The following is a 20348-nucleotide window of genomic DNA, read 5'->3' on the forward strand; positions in this document are numbered from 1 at the left end:
CTGGCTCTTCTGTTTCCCCTAACCTTTTAAGCAGGCGCTCCAATTCTTCCAGGAGGTGCCCTCATGGATTTCCTCTACACCTACGAGACGCTTAAACTGGAATTTCCTCTCGTCGGGCCTGAAAGAGCGAGATTCGTAATCCTCGGCGTTCCATTTGACGGCACGACCAGCTTCAAGGCCGGCGCGAGGTTCGGGCCAACCCTTATCAGGCACGCCACCCTCAACCTCGAGAGCTACGTGCTTGACTACGACGTGGATATAGCCGAACTCCCCATAGCAGACATAGGGGACGTTGCCGTTGTCGCCGGGGATCCGAGGAGAACCGCGGACAGAGTGCGGGAGACCATCGAGGAGCTGAAGCGCATAAACCCCGACGCCCTGCCGGTGCTCCTCGGCGGCGAGCACTCCCAAACCCTCGGGGCTGTGGAAGCACTAAAACCTGCCAGCTACGTCGTCTTCGACGCCCATCTGGATCTCCGCGAGAGCTACGAGGACAATCCCTACAACCACGCATGCGTGGCGAGGAGAATATCGGAGCTCGGGGTCAAGGAGGCGATGTTCGGAATCCGGAGCGGAACCAGGGAGGAAGTCTCTTACGCCCAGGAAAAGGGGATTCCCTGGGTTCACGCGAGGGACTACAGCTTTGACGCCTTCATCGAGCTTGTCAAGCCCCTCCCCGAGCCGGTTTACCTGTCCGTGGACATAGATGTATTTGATCTGTCCCTGGTTCCATCAACAGGAACACCAGAAGCCGGCGGCCTGGGCTTCTGGGACGTGATAAAGGCCCTTGAATGGCTGGCAGAAAACAAGAAGATAGCAGGTTTTGACATAATGGAGGTGGCAGGGGAAAACCTTGGGAATCCGACCTCACTAACCGCCGCAAAGCTCTTGTTCTATTTCATAGGAATGATGGGGGTGTAGTCACCCCCTGAGTTTTTCCGGACTTGATAGCGTGCCGACGGAAGATTTCTTGAGCTCCGGGCCGTTCGGAAATGGTTTGATCATGGAGTACGGGTATTCAAGGCGGTAAACTAGCAAGATTCCAGTCAGGAATCCAAGAACCTCCATCACAACGTCCTGGGTTTTATTTCTCAGACTCTCGTAGAGCCAGGGCATCGCGGGCTGCATGGCCACCTCAAAAAACTCCCAGACAACACCAACCAGAAGGAGGGCAAAGAAACTTATGCCGATGATCCTCCGGTGGCTCCAGTTTAGGTTGTAGGTTCTTGAGGACTCCAGAACGACCTCATTGAATATAACCCACGTGACCAGGCCCCCAAGGTAGTGGCTGGGAACGTCGGCGTAGCCCCAGACCTGGTTGTAGAGGTCAAGGTGAACAAAGGGCACGTTGAGGAAGGTTATATGGGCCGCCATGAAGATCGAGAAGAGAGTGTAAATTCCATCGTTGTAGAAGGGACTTATCCAGGGCCAGATCCTTCTGCTGGGGTGCGGATAGATCCTGCGAACGATGCTCGGGACGAAGAGGGCCACGAAGCCCGCAGCAGCGGCTATGATCTGGTCGAATTTGCCGTACATCAATGTACTTATGAGACCAAAGAAGACGAGCGTTCTTGCTGCAAGGATAACGGCTTTTTCCCAGGCTTTCATAGGGCAACCCCCTTATTCACAACGTGAAGTTTAGCAACTCAAGCTTATATAGTTATCTCTGCCATAGCGGCCTTCCTTTGAAAGTCTCGCCCTTGAAGATGAAGTATGAGTCGATGATTGGGAAGTATGGAAAACGAACCTGCCGCCCGTAGTCCAAAATTCAAGTCCCTGAAGAACACTGGTACAATGTTCTAACCGTGTCCCCTGTGCTCCTTGCGCCCCGCAAATCCTTAAATAGAACTTTTTTCATCAGTTGGAAGTGGTGGTGACGATGGACATCGAAGCGGCCCTTGAGAGGTTTCACTCGCTTAAACTGACCGACATCATGCCCAGGCTCGAGAGCATGCCCGTGGTCACCGCAGATGCAGATCTCCTCAGCGTCCTCAAGGTACTCCGCACGAGGCACCACGTTTGGGTTGTGAAGGACAGGGATAGTATGGAGCTGGTTGGGTTTATCCGTTATATAGACGTCATCGACGTCCTCCTGCCACCCGGGGCCCACAAGTTCAAGCTGGGGATAACGAGCAAGACCATGAAATCCATGCTCGGCGGCGCGGCAAGGGCCGAGGACATCGCCGAGAGGCATGCACTGACGATAGAGGAAAACGCCACGGTTCTTGAAGCCCTCGTGAAGATGAGAAAGTACAGGACACAGGTTCTGGCCGTCGTCGAGGGGAAGAAGCTCGTAGGTGAGGTGAGCCTCCGCATACTGATAGACGAGCTGCTGAGACTGCTCCGGGTGGGTGGTGCACAATGGAAACCGTGACGTGGCTGCTGTTCGCCATCGGCATCTCACTGATTCTGGCAAAGATCGGAGACAGCATAATAGAGCGCTTTGAGCTTCCAGGAGTTCTCGGAGAGCTTCTCATGGGAATGCTTCTCGGCAACCTCGTCTACTTCGGCATAGTTGCGCCCCAGTACCTGCCCATCGTCAGCGGCGAGGGCTTCACCACGGACCTGACGGTCGTCTCCAACTTCCTGGCAAAGCTGGGCATAATATTCCTGCTCTTCCTCGGCGCCCTCGACGCCGACCTTGAACAGCTGAAGAAGACAGGTCTGACGGCAACGGTCTCGACGATTCTAGGTGTCTTCGTTCCCCTTGTTCTCGGCTGGTTTGCCCTCATGGAGCTTGGCTACGACAGCAGGGAAGCCTTCGCCGGCGGCGTTCTGCTCACAGCAACGAGCATAGGCCTAACCGTCAGGGTGATGATGGATTTAGGCGTGCTCAAGAGCGAGGTGGGAGCGGCTTCGCTTAGCGCGAGCGTCATGGACGATTTCCTTGGTATAGCGCTCGTGATATTCGCCGTTGGGAGCGGGAGCTTGATAGAGCTGAGCGCCAAGATAGTAGCGTTTTTCGTGATAACCGGGGTGATATGGTGGTTCCTGGTTGATTATTACATAAGGTTCGCCGAGAGGCTCCACGTTGAGAAGGGAATCCTCGGAATGGTCCTCGGAATGACCTTCCTTTTTGCGGCTCTGGCGGAGGGCTGGTTTGCCGCTGCCATAGAGGGCGCCTTCATGATGGGCCTCGTCCTTTCGAGGCTTCCTGAGGGAAAGAGGCTCATGGACGACGTGAGGGCCATAGGCTACGGCCTGCTGATACCGTTCTTCTTCGTGCACACGGGGGCGATGCTAAACCTGACCGTTTTTGAAAACGCCGACGCACTGATCCTGGCGGGAGTTTTAACTGTCGTTGCCGTCTTTGGAAAGGTGTTCGGAAGGGGAATCGGAGCGTGGATAACCGCATGGGGGCGCGGAAGGGATTTCCTCTTCACCCGGGAGAACTTCATGATGTCGCTCCAGATGGGCATAGGCTCGGTGCCGAGGACGGAGGTTGCACTCGTCGATTTGATGGTGGCGATACACGGGGGGGCGATAAGCCCGGAGCACGCCCCGGAGTTCATAGCGGCGACGCTGATATTCATAACCGTCTCAGTGCTGATAACGCCGCCGCTCCTCAAGTGGGCGTTCAGGCAGGAGATTGAAGAGAAGAGAAGCACGAAAGCGGCCCAGAAGGTAGAGAGAATCCAGGAAACCAAGAGGAGGATAAGGGAAGTTAAGGGCTCCGGCTAGTTTTCAACCGAAGAATGCCCCCATAACCTCCATCTGCTCCTCGCTCATGGACTTTATTTTGAACTCAGGCATCTCGGCCTTGAGATCCTCGTACTCCTTTTTCGTTATCTCCTTGGCTTCGCCGTTCTCGACAAGGTAGAAGACCCCGTAATCCGGGTCGCGGTAGGCAACGAGGAATCTCTCAACCTCGATGTCGTCGAAGTTCACGAATATGACGTTTCCGCCGGTGTAGGGCCTCTTGCACTTGAAGGGGAAGCTCGAGGAGTTGAGCATCGCATCGCCGAGGGCCTGATTGGCCTTCTCGCCGTTTATCTCTGTCCAGAAGGGCCTCCCCTCAAAGTCGCCCTCAACCACTATCAGAAACCTCTGGCCGTCCAGCTCAACGAGGGGGCCCTTCTCGTCCAGTATCTTGAAAAGCTCGCCGATTGTCTCGGCATTCCTGAGAGATGCTATGAAACCTTCAACCTTCATAATCTTCCACCAACCGGTCTTCGGGCCAGGGGTATAAAAGCTTAAGCTTTTTATTCCCCAAGCTAATTTCATGTGATGGCCTCCGAAACGGGAGCGTACCTCAGGAAGTGGGGCGTGGTGATAGTTTTCTCCATACTGGCCGGCATAGTCGGTGGCATCGGGGCCATAGCCTTCAGGATCGCCATAGGCATCGTCCACGAGCTGTTCTTCGGAAAACTCCTCCCGGTGGTCTCCTACGAACTGGCCGGCCTCAACGTCGGGTACGTTCTACTCCCCACCCTGGGGGCGCTCGTGGTTTCCCTCTTCATCGCCAGGTGCCCCGAAATCCGGGGCAACGGGGTTCCCGAAGTCATCGAGGCGGTGATATTCAAGGGCGGCAACATTCCGGGCAAGTTCGCGGTTCTGAAGACGATAGCGACGGCAGTAACGATAGGCTCCGGCGGAAGCGTTGGGAGGGAGGGACCGATAGGCTTCATCGGCGCGTCGCTGACGTCAATCCTGGCAAGGTGGTTCAACCTCTCGCGCGAGATGAGGAAGCTCCTCGTCACCTGCGGCCTCGCGGCGGGAATAGCGGGAACTTTCAACACCCCGCTGGCCGGGGCAATGTTCGCGCTCGAGGTAGTCTACATGGGGGCCTTCTCGATAAACCTCGTTCCCATCTTCATCGCCGCCGTCACTGGAAACGCCGTGACGATGGCGGTTCTTGAGAGGGCCGTGGAGATCGACATACCCGGAGGAATTGCCCACACACTCCCCGAGCTTCCCTTCTTCTTCATGACCGGCTTAATCCTTGGAACCCTGGCGGCATTCTACGCCCGCTTCCTCTACCGCGTGGCGGACGGCTTCTCCGGCTCGGGGATTCCAGAGACTATCAAGCCCGTCATAGGAGGCCTCGGCGTCGGCCTGCTTGGAATGCTCTTCCCCGCCTACGGGATCTTCGGCATAGGCTACGAGGGAATGAGAATGGCCTTCTACGGGGAGCTGGCGGTGGGTCTGCTCGTAACCCTCGGGCTGGTAAAGATGCTCGCCACCGCGCTGACCGTCGGCTCCGGCCAGAGCGGCGGCGTCTTCGCCCCGAGCCTCTACATAGGGACGATGTTCGGGGCCGCCTTTGGCGCCATCGTGAGCTCCCTCTTCCCCTCCCTCGGTGCCAATCCGGCCGTTTATGCTCTGGCGGGAATGGCGGCCTTCTTCAGCGGAATGACGCAGGCCCCGCTGACCCAGATACTGATGGTCACGGAGCTGACGAGGAGCTACGCGGTTCTTCCTGCCGTCATGACGTCCGCAACGATGGGTTTCCTGACGGCCAGGTTCTTCCTCGGGGGAGAGTCCATCTACACCCTCAAGCTCATCAGAAAGGGCTACCGCGTCAAGACAGGGAAGCCCGTAATCCTAGAAACTATATCCGTGGGCGAGATAATGACCCGCGAGCCGGTCTACGTCACCCCGGAGATGACGCTCTTCGAGGTGGAGCATTTAATAGGCGAAACCGGCCACGACTGCTTCCCGGTGGTCGATTCCAAGGGACGGGTCGTGGGCATAATCGGCGTCAAGGACATACTGAAGAAGTCCTCCTCGCTGAAGAGAATGAAGGTGAGGCGCTTCCTCCGCAGGGCCTACGGAATCACATACCCCACCGAAACGGCCGAGGAGGCACTGGAGAAGCTAATGGCCTACGACCAGAACCTTCTCCCAGTCGTGGAGAGTCCGGAAAGCAGGAAGCTGGTTGGTGTGATAACCAAAAGGGACATATACCGCGCCTACTACCGCGGGCTGGAGGGAATGTACATAGACTGAGGTGGTTCCATGCTGGTTGATGCGGACCTTCACATTCACTCGCGCTATTCGAAGGCGGTCTCGAAGGCAATGACCATAGCCAACTTGGCCGAAAACGCGCGCTTCAAGGGACTCGGCATAGTAGGGACCGGTGACATACTCAATCCGAAGTGGGAGGAAGAACTGCTGAGGAACGCGGAAAGGGTGGACGAGGGAACCTACGAGAGGAACGGAATCCGCTTCCTCCTCACGGCCGAGGTTGAGGACGGCAAGAGGGTGCACCACGTTCTAATCTTTCCGAGCATCTCCACGGTCCGGGAGATGAGGGAGGAGCTGAGGAAGCACTCCCATGACATCGACACCGAAGGAAGACCCCACCTCAACCTCCCGGCGGCCGAGATAGCAGACCTGGCCAACGAGCTCGGCGTTCTAATAGGCCCTGCCCACGCATTCACGCCATGGACGAGCCTCTACAAGGAGTACGACAGCCTTAAGGAGGCCTATGATGGGGCAAAAATCCAGTTCCTTGAGCTTGGCCTCTCCGCCGACAGCGAGATGGCCGACAGGATAAAGGCCCATCACTCCCTAACATACCTCAGCAACAGCGACGCGCACTCGCCGATGCCCCACCGCCTCGGGAGGGAGTTCAACCGCTTCGAGGTCAGAGATGCCACCTTCGAGGAGATCCGGAAGGCGATTCTCCGGAGAGGGGGAAGAAAGATAGTCCTCAACGCTGGCCTCGACCCCCGCTTAGGAAAGTACCATTTGACCGCCTGCTCCCGCTGCTACGCGAAGTATTCCCCGGAGGAGGCAAGGGCCTTCAGGTGGAAGTGTCCGAAGTGTGGCGGCAGGATAAAGAAGGGTGTCCGCGACAGGATCCTTGAACTGGCGGACACCGACGAGAGGCCGAAGGACAGGCCGCCTTACCTCCGTTTAGCCCCACTCGCAGAGATAATAGCGATGGTGATAGGCAAAGGCGTGGAGACAAAGGCGGTAAGGCTAATCTGGGAGCGCTTTTTGAGGGAGTTCGGGAGCGAGATAAGGGTTCTCGTCGATGTGCCGCTGGAAAGCCTGGCTGAAGTCCACGAGGAAGTTGCCAAAGCGGTGTGGGCATACAGGGAAGGCAAGCTTATCGTTATCCCCGGCGGTGGGGGGAAGTACGGCGAGATAAAGCTCCCGGAGGAGATAAGGAAGGCGAGCGTCGAGGAGCTTGAAAGCGTTGAGGTTTCCGTCCCGGAGGAGGGGAAGCCGAGACAGAGGAGCATAACCGAGTTCCTGAAGAATGCCGGGTGAGTTCAAATGAGGGAATCCGAGATTATAAATCTCTTCCTCAGGCACCTCAAGAGGCAGGGAAATCTGCCCCTGGGCGACGACGCTGGGGCAATCAAGCTCGGCGACGAATGGCTGGTAGCAACGAACGACATGCTGGTCAGAAAGACCGACGTGCCGGGGATAATGACGCCGGAGCAGGTCGGCTTTAAGGCCGTCACGATGAACGTGAGCGATGTAGCGGCAATGGGTGCCAGGCCTATCGGTTTTCTCTTCTCCCTCGGCGTTCCCGGGGACGTTAATGTGGAGTACCTGGAAGGCGTCGCGAGGGGAATAGGAAAGGCCCTCGAGTTCTACGGCATTCCGGTTCTCAGTGCCGACACCAACGAGGCTGATGATTTGATAATAGACGGAATCGCCCTCGGAAGAACGAGGAGACTGCTCACGAGGAGCGGGGCGAGGCCAGGGGATTTAGTCTGCGTTACCGGTGACCTCGGCAGGGCTTTGGCTGGACTTCTCGTCTGGAAGCATGAGCTTAAAGTTAAAGCCAGAGTTAGGAATGCCCTCTACGAGAAGCTCCTAGAACCAAGGGCCAGGGTGGAGGAGGGAACGGCCCTCAGCGGGGTTGCCACCTCAGCCATAGACGTGAGCGACGGCCTGAGCAAGGAGCTTCACGTCATAGCTGAAATGAGCGGTGTTGGAATAGAGGTTGAGGCTGAGAGGATCCCCGTGAGGAGGGAGGTGCTGGAAGCCGCGGAGGTAATTGGGGCTGAACCGCTCTCTCTCGCCCTTGCCAGTGGGGAGGAATTCGAACTAACCTTCACAATAAGGCCAGAGCTCGCTGAGAGCCTGGATTTCGAGTGCACGGTCATAGGAAGGGTTTTCAGCGGAGCGGGAGTCTACATTACCACGGAAGGAAAAAGACAGGAGATGCCCGTTCTCGGCTGGGAACACCTCAGCAGGGGAGAAAATGGGACGTATAGAGGTGTGTTCCGATAACGTTTTAAAACCCTCGACCGACTATGGTTAGGTCTTGACTATGCTCGAGAGTCTCACCGCTTCCGCGGAGCAGTACTTTTCGGTGGTGAGCGCGGCCTCGCTAAGGTACCTTTTCTTAGCTTTCCTTACATACTACGTCAGCGTGGTCATTTACGGAATCAGGTGGAAGCTCGTTCTGAGGGGCGTCGGGAGGGACGCGCCCCTGTGGGAGCTGGTCAAGGCAATACTGGCGTCAATCTTCATGAACAACGTTACTCCCATGAGCAGGAGTGGAGGAGAGCTCCTCAGAATGGCCTGGGTCTCAAAGAGGGCCAACATTCCAGCTGGAGTCTCGGCCGTCAGCATAATCTACGAGAGGATACTCGAAACGATACCTGTCTTTGCCCTCTTCCTCCTGGGAATGAGCTACTTCTCCTCGGACGAACCCCTGCCATTCCTCCTTTTTGTGGTGGGGGGAATAGCGCTCATCTGGATCAAGTGGGACGCCTTCGTCAGGCTCTCCCTCCGCCTGTTCCGCACCCCCATAACGGAGGAGGAAATGGACAGAATTTCCTCCCTCAGGGGTATGCACAACCTCAACATCATTGCCATAGCATTAAGCTCAGCCGTCTGGCTCCTCGACGTTGCCAGGCTGAAGCTCATAACCCTCGCCTTCGGCCTGAACTTAACCTGGAGCTTCATAGCACTTATCTCAATAGCCAACCTGCTCTTCGGCCTCGTCGCCTTCACCCCAGGTGGCGTGGGGATAATCGAGGGCGGGTTAATCGGAACGCTAACGTACTTCGGCATTCCAACGGCCCTCGCCGTCTCCATAACCCTCTTAGAGCGCTTCGTTTCATACGTTGCCAGCAGCATCGTGGGCTTCGCGGTCCTGCTCTCCTCCGGAGGGGTTGAAATATGGAAAGCCTTAAAATCGCAATAGCAAGCGACTGGTTCTACCCCAAGGTCGGCGGAATCGAGTCGCACATCGACGAGCTTGCCCGGAATCTCATGAACCTCGGCCACCAGCCCCACATAATAACCCACGACTACAGGTACATGAAGCCCTACATCGACAGCTTTCCCTATCCCGTGGACAGGTTTCCCGCGTCGCTGTACTTTCGGAAGTACCACGTGAGCGTCGGCTTCGGTCAGTTCTGGCGGATAAATGAGCTTTACAAGAGAACAAACTTCGACTTGACCCACGTCCACAGCATCTACTCCCCCCTCGCGGTGGCTGTCTCCAAGATATCACGCGGGATAAGGGGCGTTCCGGTCGTCGCCACCAACCACTCCTTCTTCGGTGAACCTCCCCTAGGCAAGCTCGTTAGGGCCTTCGTGAGACACCACCTGAAGAAGGTGGACACCTTCGTGGCCGTCAGCAGTCCGGTTGCCGAGGACACCAGAAAGCTGCTCGGAAAGGACCTCAACGGCCGGCCGGTGGTGGTCGTTCCCAACGGCATAGATGTTAGAAAGTGGCGCCCGCCGGAGCCGGAGGAGCGGGAGAAGGCGAGGAGAGAGTTGGGTGTCGGCGATGAGATAGTGATCCTGTACCTCGGGAGAATGACCGAGAGGAAGCAGGCCCACAGGATTCCCGTGATGGTGAAGAAAGCGCTGGAGAAAAGCGGAATGTCCGAGAGAAAGGTCCGACTGGTGATGATAGGCAACGGTCCCATGAGGCCCGTCCTTGAGGAGAACCTCAGGAGAACGGGGCTCGGGGAGATAGCGGAGCTCTACGACTTTATGGAGAGGGGAAGGTTGTTGCCCCTCTACTGGGCGGCCGACCTCGTTCTCATGCCCGGAATATTGGAGGCCTTCCCGGTGGTAGGTCTCGAGGCAATGGCAACGGGCAATCCCGTCATTGGAAGAAACGAGAGCGGGCTATCAGACATGGTGGTTCAAGGCATCACTGGCCTTCTGGCTGTCAGCGAGGAGGAAATGGCAGAAAACCTCGCGAAGGTCTTTGAGGAGCCCGAACTTTTGGTGGAGATGGGAGCGTGCGCGAGAGAAAGGGCCGAAAGGGATTTCTCGTGGGAAGTCGTGTTGAGGAGGCTCCTTCGGATTTACAGAATGACGATCGAGATGGGCGAGGAAGCGGACAGGCTTTACCTGGCATACAAGCTTATGAGGAGGCTGTCGTGATGAAAGTAGCGATAACCTTTGACGTTGAACATGACTGCCCGCCTTACCTAACAACCACGAGGGGAATGGAGGAGGGGCTGCCGAAGCTCCTAGACCTGATGGCGGAGAAGAGGATAAAGGCGACCTTCTTCTTCACCGCGGAGATGGCGAAGCGCTTTCCCGAGCTGGTCAGGCGTGTAATCGACGAAGGCCACGAGCTTGGAAGCCACAACTACAACCATGAGAGACTCGACAAGCTGAGCTTTGAAGAAGGGAAGAGAGCAATCGAGAAGTCCTTCAAGGTTCTCCGCGAGTTCGGGGAGGTCGTCTCCTTCCGCGCTCCGAACCTCCAGTTCCCGAACGAGTACTACCGCGTCCTCGAGGAGAACGGAGTCCTCGTTGATTCCTCCAAGGCGACCTACAAGGGCTACCGCTCTGGAGTGAAGTTCTTCGGGAACGTCCTTGAGGTGCCCGCGTCGACTACAAGCTCCGTCATAAGGCTCCCCTGGAGGTTTCAGAGGATTATCCACCTCCACCTAAAGGAGCCGAAGGTTTACTTCGCCCACCCGTGGGAGTTCGTCCCGATGCAGAGGGAAAAGATAAGGTGGGACTGCAGGTTTAACACTGGGGATAGGGCCATAGAGCTCCTCGGAACGCTCATCGACCACTATAGAAAGGAGGGTGCAAGGTTCTACACAATGCGGGAGTTCTACGGGGAATACGGAAAGCTTAAACGTGGTTAAGCTTAGTCATATTCTAGGTGAGAACCATGCGTGAGGCCCTTTACTGGGAGCCCCTTGAAGGGGGCAAGGTGAGGTGTAAGCTCTGTCCGCTCAACTGCATCATCAGCGATGGGAAGAGGGGCTCCTGCAGGATAAGGAAGAACATCGGGGGCAAGCTCTACACCCTTAACTACGGAAAGGTATCGGCCATCGGGGCGGACCCTGTTGAGAAGAAACCTTTATTCCACTTCTGGCCCGGTTCGTGCGCCCTCTCGATAAGCACCGTCGGCTGCAACATGCACTGCAAGCACTGCCAGAACTGGGAGATAAGCCAGGCCGACGAGAGCTTTCCCTATCTCCACGACATGACGCCCGAGATGGTCGTGGCGATGGCAAAGCGCTACTCCTGCGAGAGCATAGCCTACACCTACAACGAGCCGGTCATCTGGTACGAGTTCGTCCTCGACACAGCAAAGCTCGCTAAAAGGGAGGGGATTTACAACCTCCTCATAACCAACGGCTATATAAATGAAGAGCCCTTCAGGGAGCTGGCGCCGTACATAGATGCCATGAACATCGACATCAAGGCGTTCGATGACACCTTCTACATGAAGATAGCGAGCGTCCCGAGCGGCGAGCCGAGCAGGAGAACCGCTGTTATAGCGAAGAAAGACTTTGGAATCCACGTCGAGCTGACCTACCTAATAATCCCGACGCTCAACGACGGGGAGGAGGAAATCAGAGCTTTCGCGCGCTGGGTGGTGGAGGAACTCGGAGACGACACACCGGTTCACTTCTCGCGCTTCTTCCCCCACTACAAGCTCTCCCACCTGCCGCCAACGCCGGTTGAGACCGTCGAGATGGCCTACCGCGTTGCCAGGGAAGAAGGATTAAAGTTCGTCTACATCGGCAACGTGCCGGGACATGAGGGGGAAAACACATACTGCCCGAAGTGCGGCAAACCTTTAATAGTCCGCTGGGGTTTCGAGATTACCGAGTACAGCATCACGGACGACGGAAGATGTAAGTACTGCGGTGAACGTATCCCGGTCGTTGGGACGTACACGAAAAAGCGATATGAAAGAACGTGGTGATGAAATTGGAGGAGATTGAGGTTATTTTCTACATCGAAGGCCTGGGAAGCGACAAGAAAGTTTTAGAAAGGGCTATGAGGGAAACCGCAGAGAACCTCAAGGGAGAGAAGGACGTTAGGGTCAGACGCGTTCTGGTCGAGGACGTGCTCGAAAACGAAAACGAGGAGCTCCTAAAGTATTCCAGTGTCATAGAGGCAGAGCTGGCGGGCGATCTTGCCAGCATCGTGAGGCTCGTCCTCCGCTACTCCCCGGCCATGGTGGAGGTTCTCGGACCTGGCAAGATCGAGGTGGAGTCCCAGGAGCTCATGAAGATTCTCGGAGAGGTGTCCCTGTTCCTGGGAAAGCTGATGAAGCAGTTCGGTGGCCTTGCCGTTTATCCCAAGCTTGACGACGTCCCGGTTCCAAGAATCGGGTACGAGCGGGAGGAGATAGAGGAGCTGATAGTCGAGGACAGGAATGTCCTCTACCGCATGGTCATAGAGGTCTTCGGGGAGAGTGAGGAGGGAATAAGGGAAACCATGGCCAAGGCCCTCTCGCTCGAGGGCTGCAGGATAAACAAGCTGGTCGTGCAGGGCGAGACGGAGGACGGGAAGTTCAAGGGGCTTCTCGCGGCGGAGCTACTCTCTCCATTCGAGACGCTGTTCCAGCTCACCGGAAAGTACGCACCAGTTGCGATTTCAATCATCGAGCCGGAGATAATAGACATCACGGCCAACGAACTCCAGAACGCCCTCACCGACCTCGGCGGCTTCGTGAACGAACTGGTCACGAGGCCCGTCAAGAGGCAGATAATGGAAAGGAAGAACACCGAGTTCAAGCTGAACCCGTGATATTATCGGCAAAAGGCGAAAAAGGTATAGGCATTTAATTAAGCTCCCTTTCATTTTTACGGCAATGAGCGAGCTTCTTTTAAGCGGAGAAAGGGTCTGAAAGCGAAAAGTATATATACCCGAAGTCGGTAGAAAGTCATTGACAACACATATTAGACCATCTCAGGGCGTAAGCCCAAAACCAAGGAGGTGTTGGGAGATGAAAGTTAAGAAGATCGCGGCGCTCGCTGTTGGTGCCGCTATGGTTGGAGCCACCATGGGCTTTGCCAGCGCTCAGCCGACCGTCCCGAACATACCGAAGGACTTCTTCGTTAACGCCGATGGAACCCCGAACGTTAAAATCGTCGTTGGAAGTACCGCTGCTGCTATGGACGTTGCAAGCGCCGCTGACATAGCCGTTGCCCTTGGAAGCCTGCTCTACACCGAGGAGCAGGTTGACGTCCAGGGCGACTACGTCAAGATCAAGGCCGAGTACCCGCCCGAGACCATCGACAGCTGGACCATCTACGCTTACAACGCCAGCACCATAAGGAACCAGACCGCCTGGGCCACCAAGTATGAGGAGCTTCCGGGCGACTACTGGTACAACGGTGCCGGCGGATACGACGTTTCCTACAGCGACTGGATGAGCAACTTCCAGGTCACCACCACCATAGCTGACAAGGACAAGATCGGCGACGAGCAGCTCATCGACTGGCACGTCACCCTCAAGAACATACAGCTCAAGTCCAAGGACCCGAGCGACTGGGACGGAAGCATGCCGCCCAAGAGCGCTGACCTCCTCGTCACCCCGGGCAACGTCACCGTCTTCGTTGACTACGTCCTCTACAACTACACCGTGACTGAAGAGCAGGAAGTCAGGCCCGCCTACCCGGAGTGGGGCGTTCCGGCCGAGTACGAGAACGTCACCAGCTGGTACATTGGCGACACCCTCCAGGGCACCGGTGGAACCCTCTACAAGCCGGGTGTCAGCGCTGGCGAGACCTTCACCGTCTTCGGTGAGACCTACTACGTCCTCAGCGTCGGAAACGACACCTTCACCGCCGGTCTCGACAAGGGTCAGGCCTGGTACCAGGTCGGCCAGCCGCAGGCCATTGAGGGCACCGACTGGGTCGTCACCGTCCTCGACATAAGCATCATCGACCAGAGGGCCCTCGTCACCGTCAAGAACGCCGTCACCGGCACCGAGAGCGACCAGATAATCCTCGAGAAGGACACCCCCGTTGATGTCTTCGGCGACGGTGCCGTCATACTGACCCTCAGGGACACCTTCGTCGGTATCGATGGCCACCTCATCGCCGCCATCGAGGCCCAGGTCGATGTGGACACCTACGAGAGCGGCAGGACCATCACCTACGACGGCAAGGAGTGGGAGATGACCATCAACACCGACGGTACTTACATCACCAACATCACCCTCACCAACAAGGCTGAGCTCGAGGGCAACCCGGTCGACATCTTCGGCACCTACGACCTCTGGTACAAGTTCGAGATGAAGACCCTCAACGAGGCAGACGTCGGCTACGACATCAACGGCAACGGCACCATCGACAACGTTGACCGCGTCGTTGCCTACGCTTACATCTGCCTCAAGGAGAAGGAGGGCGCCGTTGTTGAGAAGGAGCTCAAGGTCGGCGACCAGGTCCTTGACACCGAGTACGTCGTCAGCGAGATCCACGCCACCGCCGAGAAGATAAACATCAAGCCTGTCACCGCCCCGATAACCGTCATGGACTACGAGGTCAGCATGGAGGATCCGGGAGCCAACCTCATACTCGTCGGCGGTCCGGTCGCCAACAGCCTCACCAAGTACCTCGTCGAGAACAACATCAGCAAGGTCGACTGGTACAACAGCCCCGGTGAGATCGAGTACATCGAGGACGCCCTTGGCGGCTACGACGTCGTCATCGTCGCCGGTGCCACCAGGAACGAGACCAGGGTTGCCGCCGAGGCCCTCATGGAGTACCTTGCTGGCCTCTGAAGGCCTTTTCCTTCCCTTTTAATTCTCTCTTCTGGGGGTTTTAGCATTGGATAACAGAAGACTTGCCGCAGTTCTGATAGTCCTTCTGGTCATCATCGCTCCAATCAGCTACGTTGCATATTCGTATCACAGCTTCAACGGACTTATCAACCCTGGGACGCCGAAGACTTCGGCAGAGTACGTGGTCGTGTACACGCCGTCGGCCCAGTTTTACACCTTGACTGCAGAGGAGTACAGGCAGCTTCTGGAAAGCGGCGAGAAGCTCCCTCCGGGTTCAAAGCTCTTCAACGTCACGGTGGACAGCTACATAACCGGCAGCCCAGGGGTTGATCTCAACCTGACCCTGAGGAGCGTTTACAGGCAGTTCACCATCGTCATGGGCGATCCATCGGTCATCAACTGCAAGGACAACCCCCAGCTCTACGTGGGTGACTGCAGGTACAGGACGCTCGCGGTTTCGGAGATATCCGGAGTCGTGGCGAGCATCTTTGCGGCCAACTACTACTTGAAGGGCATCAACATGGGCTACGACAACGTCACGGCCAAGCAGTACGCCTTCAATCAGACCCAGCTGGGGTACAGAAAAACCTATCTGAACTTCTGGACCAAGGTAGACCTCGGCAGGGGCAAGATTGGAAACGAGGAGCACCTGGCGGTTCTCCTGATCGGGCCCGCGGAGGGAGCGAAGGAGAACAGAATATTCACCCCCCGCAGGGGAGTTCTCGTCATCGAGGGAACCACCGACGAGACCCTCAGGGCGGAGGTAGTGCTCATAGAGAACATAATAAGCTTCAAGTGGCCGGAAGGAAACGAGACAAAGACCATCAACATCACAGGCGGATAATTCCCCCAAGCATTTCCCTTTTATCCTCCCCAACCACGCTGAAAAACTCGTCCTTGTTCTTGAACGGCCTCTTTGAAAGTATCTTCACCGCGGTCTTCTTGCCGATTCCGGGGAGGTACTGAAGAAGCTTGGGACTCTCGCGGTTGATATCTACCGGAATCGGAATCCCGGTTATGCTCCTGAAGCCATGATCCACGATGAGGACGTTGTAGAACCTGTTGAGGGGAACTTCCTTTGGAATGCCGACGATGAGGGGATAGCTCCCGATCTGCCTCCCGTAGGTCAGACCGTTGTCGAAAACTTCCGCGCGAACGTCTATGAGAACCGTCCCGACGGGAACGACGCGCTTCAGCATCGGCAGGTCTATCTCGTGCCTTATCTTGTACCGGTAGTGCTGAATGAGCTTCCCGTGCTTTTCGGTCTTGACCCTGTTCCTCATGTGCCAGAGTGGAGTGCCGGGGAAGACGACGACCTGGCGAATGTTTATCCTCCTCACCATCAGCCCATCGTCGAGGAGTTTCTTGAGGAACTGGAAGGTCAGCTCGTAGCTCTTCTTCGTCTCACCCGGAAGGCCAAAGATTATGTTTATCCCCGGCAGGAGCCAGGGCATTCCGTTGGGGCCCCTTCTCGCGCCGACCTCGTTGAGAAGCTTCACCGCCTCGTACGTTTCCTCGGCAGTTGCGTTCAGGTTGTTGAGCTTTGCCACCTTCGGGTCGGCACTCTCAAGGCCAAACGCCACCACGTTGCCCGGCGTCCCATACTTTATGAGGGTCTTCGCTATCCTGAGGCTCTCCTCTGGGTAGTTCGCTATGACAGCTGGATTGGCGTTGTCCACGTGGAGCGTCTTCACGTCAGGCGCGACCGAGCGGATTCCGGCGAAGAGCTTCTCTATTGCCTCGGGGTTTGGAACGGGAACGCGACCGTTCGGTTTCGCCATGTAGGAGAATATACAGCTCTGCCTCCCAACCCTGAAGTGCCTGACGCCCAGCCCGTAGAGGGCCTTAACCTCGGCAACGACATCTTCTATTGGCCTGTCTTCAACGGTTTTATAGCGAACTGGCTCTGTGCAGAAGGAGCAACCGCCTATTCCCATCGCCTTGGGGCAACCGCGCTGGGTCTCAATCTCGACGATGACGAAGTCCGGGAAATCCGGGAACTGCCTCACGACCTCGGCCCCAAGAATTGCATAATCGCGTAATTCACTATAATCCCTGAACCTGAAAGGGTCGGCGTCTTTAGGGTTCCTCAGGTAGTCGAATAGGAACGCCTCCAGATCACCGTAAACGACGTGGTCAAAAACCGACTGGGCAAGGAGGAGCTCGCGGGAGGTTATCCTGGTTCCCCCGGCGTGGGCGGAACCCATGAACGCCGGTCCTCCGAGAACCTTGATCCCTCCAAAGGGCCTGAGAAACCTCGCGACCTCTTCGACCTGGGACGGAACGGCGGACAGGTACTTACCAGGCGTGTGGAGGCCGCCGATGTAAACGATGAGGCTGGCCTTCTCAAGTATTTCACGCGTTTTGGGGAAGTTAGGGGTCTTGTTCCTCGTTGCCACACCTTTCTCGCCCTCGAAGGTGGCCCTCAGGTCGTCTATCGTCAGGTAAAAGATGCGGGCATCTTTTCTAGCCTTCTTTATCGCGCCGTAGGCGTAGCGGGGGTAGATTCCCATATAGGGCGGTACCCCCAAGCCCGCGGGCTCGTCGGTGTACCCGTCGATGATGGCGACTATCATGGTTGGGAGTCCAGAAAACCGCTTAAAAATCAATCGATGACGAAAGGTATAAACGCCCAATCACCGTAATAACAACCGGTGTGAACTATGGGTGCGGTCCGCTACCGGGAGGTTGAAAAAACCCGCTTCAAGAAAATCCTGAAGGAAATTGGAAAGCTGAATTACAAGGAGCTGATGGCATACTGGATGGACCAGGAAGTGCAAGAAGCGGAGATGTACCACAAGCTGTACCAGATGAGCAGGGAGGTAAACTGGGACGAACGCGTTTCTAAGCTGTTCTACGAGCTTTACAAAGAAAGCCTCGGGCATGCGGAGGCGCTGCTGAAGATGTTCAAGGAGATGTTCCCCGGGGAAAAACCCCCAAAGGTGAACCTGCCGCCCCTGGAAGTTGAGTTGTCCGAGGAACGGTTGAAGGACTTGGTGTACCACGGAAATCTCAGGGAGATTCTGGAGTACCTGATGGGCACTGAAAAGCTGGCCCACGACGTGTATCGGCACCTTGCGGAGAAAGCGGAGGGCGAGGACGCGAAGGCCACACTGCTGTGGCTGGCGAAGATAGAGAACGGCCACTACACGAAGCTCAGGAGCCTCTACACAGTTCTCTTCGGAGAAAGCTCTGAGTACTCAGAGGACACCGACTGACTCGAGGTACTCCTGAATCTCCAGAACGTCCTCCGGAGCCAACTGAAAGACCCTCCTGTCGGAGTGAGGCATCGAGGAGAGAACACTTCTAACCTTTCTAAAGTCTTCCCTGCTCAGGCCGAGCATGTGATGAGACTTCTTGAGTGCGGCCAGGACGGTGCTTCTCCTGTGCTGGAAAAGGGCCTTTACGAGGTTTTCGTTCAGCTCCACCTGCTCCCCCGGGGGCTTTGGCTCCAGGACGACGACGGCAGAATCAACTTTTGGTTTCGGCCAGAAGGCACCCCTGCCGATTCTCTCCACTAGTTCAGCGTAAGCTTTTGCCCGTACCATCAGAGAAAGGCGAGAGTAGTTCTTATCACCCGGCTCCGCAACCATTCTCTGGGCGAACTCGAGCTGGTATATGAGAACGGCCCTTTCAAAATCATGCTTTAGAAAGCGGAAGGTTATTGGGGAGGAAATCTGGTATGGGAGGTTGGAGACTATCTTGTTGAACCTGGGGAACTCAACCCTAAGTGCATCTCCTTCTATTATCTCGACGTTCTCCCAGTCGTACTCGCTCCGGAGAATCTCGACCAGCCGGTGATCCTTTTCGATGGCGTAGACCTTCCCGGCGCGCCTCGCTAAAGCGTCGGTGAGGACGCCGAGACCTGGACCAACCTCCAAGACGACGTCCCTCTCGTTCAGCCCGGCCCTCTCGACGTTCCTCTCGATTATGTCCGGGACTACCAGAAAGTTCTGACCCAGGTCGCGGTTGGCCCGCAGGTTGTACTTGGAAATTAAAGAGAAGAGGCGCTCCCTCATACGCGGAATATCCTCCTTGAACCCACGAAGAGCCTGTAACGGTCCTTGCCCTCTATCTCGTCCACGATGCGCTTCGCTATCATCTTGGCCGGATCGGGGAGGCCCTTAACTCGGTGGCGGAGGTCCTCGAAGCTCTTGAAGGGCTCCTTCTTGCGCTCGTCGAGTATCTCCCACATGTGCTTCTTCCCTATCCCCGGCAGGAGCTCGAGGCTGTGGAGCCTGTTGGTTATGGGCGGTGCCACGTTGAAGAACTGAACGAAGCGCTCCTCGTTGTTCTTGACTATCTCCTCCACCACGTAGGGGAGCTCCGCCTTGGCGGTGGCGGTTAGGTCGTCGTAGTGAATCTTCTTGTTTATCATGAGTATCTTGTCCCTCTGGCCCTTACCTATGAACACCCTCTCGTAGAGCATCAGATCCTCCTTTGGGGCAACCTCGAGCAGTGTGAAAGCCTTTTCACCTATAACCTGGGCGACGGGCTTACCAGTTCGCCTCCCGGTTCTCAGATCGGTGTATCCCTCGGGCAAATAGTCAAGCACGTACGCGTACTCCTCATACTCAACGTTCCGCCTCTTCTTGTCGAGGCTTTCCCGGTAAGAGTGTCTCCGGTACCTATCCATTGTCTCTCCCCCAGAAAGTATACCAGCCCGGAGTTTTTATACTTTGTCTAGAGAAAAGGAAAGGGAATTCACTCCTCGGGACGGTAGTCGTCGAGGAGTTTAACTATCTCGGCCGCCTCCTCTGGCGAGGGCATGTAGTCCTCCTTGGCGAAGATGACGCGAATGTCGAAGTAGTCCTCGGGCATGAGGTCGATGATTTTCACGGCCAGCCTCTCGTCTATCCAGTCGAAGAGTTCCATGAGCTTCCCCTTCAGCTCAAGGGCCTGCTCGGGCTTGAGCTTGGCGAAGCGCTCGGCGTGCTCAAGGCTAACCCTGGCCTCGTAGAACATCGGCTCCTCAGGGTTTTCTTCCATGCCCTCGGCCTTTCGCCTCTCGAGGAGCTCTTTGGTTTCGGCTATCGTTAAATAGCGCTCCCCGAGCTTCTTCCTGCCTATCATGTTCATCCCTTCTGGGCCCTGAGGTGAACCGGGTGTATGAAGAAGGTCTTAACCTTGCCGCCGTCCCTTACCTGGACGATGTAGGCATCGCCTCTCTTGCCGACGACGGTTCCGGTTCTTCCGTGGAACCTCGGGTCAGGCATGCCCCTGTGGTAGCTGGGCTCTATAACGATGTGGACCTTCTGCCCGACCTCAAACTCCTGGAGGAACCTGGTGAGCGGAGGCAGGCCTCTTCTCCTCGGCTTCTTGCTGAGCTTTCCACGGGTCTTCCTCCTGAAGCTGTGGGCCTTCTTAACCATTCCAATCACCTCGCGGGGTTTTACTCATCGCGCAATCAACACGTCAAACCGTT

At 56.4% G+C, this 20348-nt stretch carries 21 protein-coding genes; 14 read left to right on the forward strand and 7 right to left on the reverse strand.

What is annotated here, in order from left to right; genetic code table 11:
- Nucleotides 1-63 precede the first annotated feature (63 nt).
- Nucleotides 64-921, forward strand: a complete 858-nt coding sequence (speB, locus tag CL1_RS01325) for an agmatinase (RefSeq protein ID WP_014788116.1) — start codon at nucleotides 64-66, stop codon at nucleotides 919-921.
- Here the strand turns inward: speB and CL1_RS01330 are convergent, their stop codons facing one another.
- Nucleotides 922-1608, reverse strand: a complete 687-nt coding sequence (locus tag CL1_RS01330; protein WP_014788117.1) for a hypothetical protein — start codon at nucleotides 1606-1608, stop codon at nucleotides 922-924. It abuts the gene before it with no gap.
- A gap of 271 nt (nucleotides 1609-1879) precedes the next feature.
- Between CL1_RS01330 and CL1_RS01335 the strand changes: the two genes are divergently transcribed.
- Both CL1_RS01335 and CL1_RS01340 read left to right on the forward strand, forming a co-directional pair.
- Nucleotides 1880-2374, forward strand: a complete 495-nt coding sequence (locus CL1_RS01335) for a CBS domain-containing protein (protein ID WP_014788118.1) — start codon at nucleotides 1880-1882, stop codon at nucleotides 2372-2374.
- Nucleotides 2362-3681, forward strand: a complete 1320-nt coding sequence (locus CL1_RS01340) for a cation:proton antiporter (RefSeq protein WP_014788119.1) — start codon at nucleotides 2362-2364, stop codon at nucleotides 3679-3681. Before CL1_RS01335 ends, CL1_RS01340 begins: the two co-directional genes overlap by 13 nt.
- Nucleotides 3682-3684: 3 nt before the next feature.
- Here CL1_RS01340 and CL1_RS01345 read toward each other — a convergent pair whose 3' ends face one another.
- Entirely contained in the window at nucleotides 3685-4152 is a 468-nt protein-coding gene (locus CL1_RS01345; protein ID WP_014788120.1) for a hypothetical protein, read from the reverse strand.
- A gap of 75 nt (nucleotides 4153-4227) precedes the next feature.
- Between CL1_RS01345 and CL1_RS01350 the strand changes: the two genes are divergently transcribed.
- The 10 genes from CL1_RS01350 (at nucleotide 4228) to CL1_RS01395 (ending at nucleotide 15767) form a co-directional block, all read left to right on the forward strand.
- A complete protein-coding gene (locus tag CL1_RS01350; RefSeq protein WP_014788121.1) occupies nucleotides 4228-5949 on the forward strand; it encodes a chloride channel protein in 1722 nt (573 codons plus the stop codon).
- Between the two features lie 9 nt (nucleotides 5950-5958).
- Entirely contained in the window at nucleotides 5959-7221 is a 1263-nt protein-coding gene (locus CL1_RS01355; protein WP_014788122.1) for a TIGR00375 family protein, read from the forward strand.
- 6 nt (nucleotides 7222-7227) lie between these two features.
- Nucleotides 7228-8196: a thiamine-phosphate kinase gene (locus CL1_RS01360; RefSeq protein ID WP_014788123.1), complete on the forward strand. Its 969-nt coding sequence runs from the start codon at nucleotides 7228-7230 to the stop codon at nucleotides 8194-8196.
- Nucleotides 8197-8236: 40 nt separating this feature from the next.
- On the forward strand, nucleotides 8237-9118 hold the full coding sequence (locus tag CL1_RS01365; protein ID WP_048151717.1) for a lysylphosphatidylglycerol synthase transmembrane domain-containing protein: 882 nt from the start codon (nucleotides 8237-8239) through the stop codon (nucleotides 9116-9118).
- A complete protein-coding gene (locus CL1_RS01370) occupies nucleotides 9094-10317 on the forward strand; it encodes a glycosyltransferase family 4 protein (RefSeq protein ID WP_014788125.1) in 1224 nt (407 codons plus the stop codon). Before CL1_RS01365 ends, CL1_RS01370 begins: the two co-directional genes overlap by 25 nt.
- The gene (locus tag CL1_RS01375; protein WP_014788126.1) at nucleotides 10317-11039 is read left to right on the forward strand and encodes a polysaccharide deacetylase family protein; all 723 of its coding nucleotides are present in this window, start codon (nucleotides 10317-10319) and stop codon (nucleotides 11037-11039) included. Before CL1_RS01370 ends, CL1_RS01375 begins: the two co-directional genes overlap by 1 nt.
- A 26-nt stretch (nucleotides 11040-11065) precedes the next feature.
- A complete protein-coding gene (amrS, locus tag CL1_RS01380) occupies nucleotides 11066-12112 on the forward strand; it encodes an AmmeMemoRadiSam system radical SAM enzyme (protein WP_014788127.1) in 1047 nt (348 codons plus the stop codon).
- 5 nt (nucleotides 12113-12117) lie between these two features.
- Nucleotides 12118-12942 (forward strand): hypothetical protein, encoded by an 825-nt coding sequence (locus tag CL1_RS01385; RefSeq protein ID WP_014788128.1) that lies wholly within the window; start codon nucleotides 12118-12120, stop codon nucleotides 12940-12942.
- A 199-nt stretch (nucleotides 12943-13141) separates the two neighbouring features.
- Nucleotides 13142-14923 (forward strand): S-layer protein, encoded by a 1782-nt coding sequence (locus CL1_RS01390; RefSeq protein WP_014788129.1) that lies wholly within the window; start codon nucleotides 13142-13144, stop codon nucleotides 14921-14923.
- Nucleotides 14924-14969: 46 nt separating this feature from the next.
- On the forward strand, nucleotides 14970-15767 hold the full coding sequence (locus tag CL1_RS01395) for a hypothetical protein (protein WP_014788130.1): 798 nt from the start codon (nucleotides 14970-14972) through the stop codon (nucleotides 15765-15767).
- Here the strand turns inward: CL1_RS01395 and CL1_RS01400 are convergent.
- Nucleotides 15754-17499: a radical SAM protein gene (locus CL1_RS01400; RefSeq protein ID WP_014788131.1), complete on the reverse strand. Its 1746-nt coding sequence runs from the start codon at nucleotides 17497-17499 to the stop codon at nucleotides 15754-15756. The genes CL1_RS01395 and CL1_RS01400 overlap by 14 nt on opposite strands.
- Nucleotides 17500-17586: 87 nt before the next feature.
- On the opposite strand from CL1_RS01400, the gene CL1_RS01405 reads away from it, so the two are divergent.
- Nucleotides 17587-18141 (forward strand): ferritin-like domain-containing protein, encoded by a 555-nt coding sequence (locus CL1_RS01405; protein ID WP_014788132.1) that lies wholly within the window; start codon nucleotides 17587-17589, stop codon nucleotides 18139-18141.
- On the opposite strand, the gene rsmA is transcribed toward CL1_RS01405, so the two are convergent.
- The 4 genes from rsmA to CL1_RS01425 form a co-directional block, all read right to left on the reverse strand.
- Nucleotides 18124-18942 carry a 16S rRNA (adenine(1518)-N(6)/adenine(1519)-N(6))-dimethyltransferase RsmA gene (rsmA, locus tag CL1_RS01410; protein WP_014788133.1) on the reverse strand — a complete coding sequence of 273 codons (819 nt, stop codon included), beginning with the start codon at nucleotides 18940-18942 and terminating at the stop codon, nucleotides 18124-18126. The two genes, CL1_RS01405 and rsmA, sit on opposite strands and share 18 nt — an antisense overlap.
- Nucleotides 18939-19559 (reverse strand): DUF655 domain-containing protein, encoded by a 621-nt coding sequence (locus tag CL1_RS01415; protein WP_048151723.1) that lies wholly within the window; start codon nucleotides 19557-19559, stop codon nucleotides 18939-18941. Before CL1_RS01415 ends, rsmA begins: the two co-directional genes overlap by 4 nt.
- Before the next feature lie 68 nt (nucleotides 19560-19627).
- Entirely contained in the window at nucleotides 19628-19996 is a 369-nt protein-coding gene (locus tag CL1_RS01420) for an RNA polymerase Rpb4 family protein (RefSeq protein ID WP_014788135.1), read from the reverse strand.
- A 2-nt stretch (nucleotides 19997-19998) separates the two neighbouring features.
- Nucleotides 19999-20295: a 50S ribosomal protein L21e gene (locus CL1_RS01425; RefSeq protein WP_014788136.1), complete on the reverse strand. Its 297-nt coding sequence runs from the start codon at nucleotides 20293-20295 to the stop codon at nucleotides 19999-20001.
- Between the last annotated feature and the right edge of the window lie 53 nt (nucleotides 20296-20348).

Origin of the sequence: Thermococcus cleftensis (genome assembly GCF_000265525.1) — an archaeon.
Taxonomy (GTDB): domain Archaea; phylum Methanobacteriota_B; class Thermococci; order Thermococcales; family Thermococcaceae; genus Thermococcus; species Thermococcus cleftensis.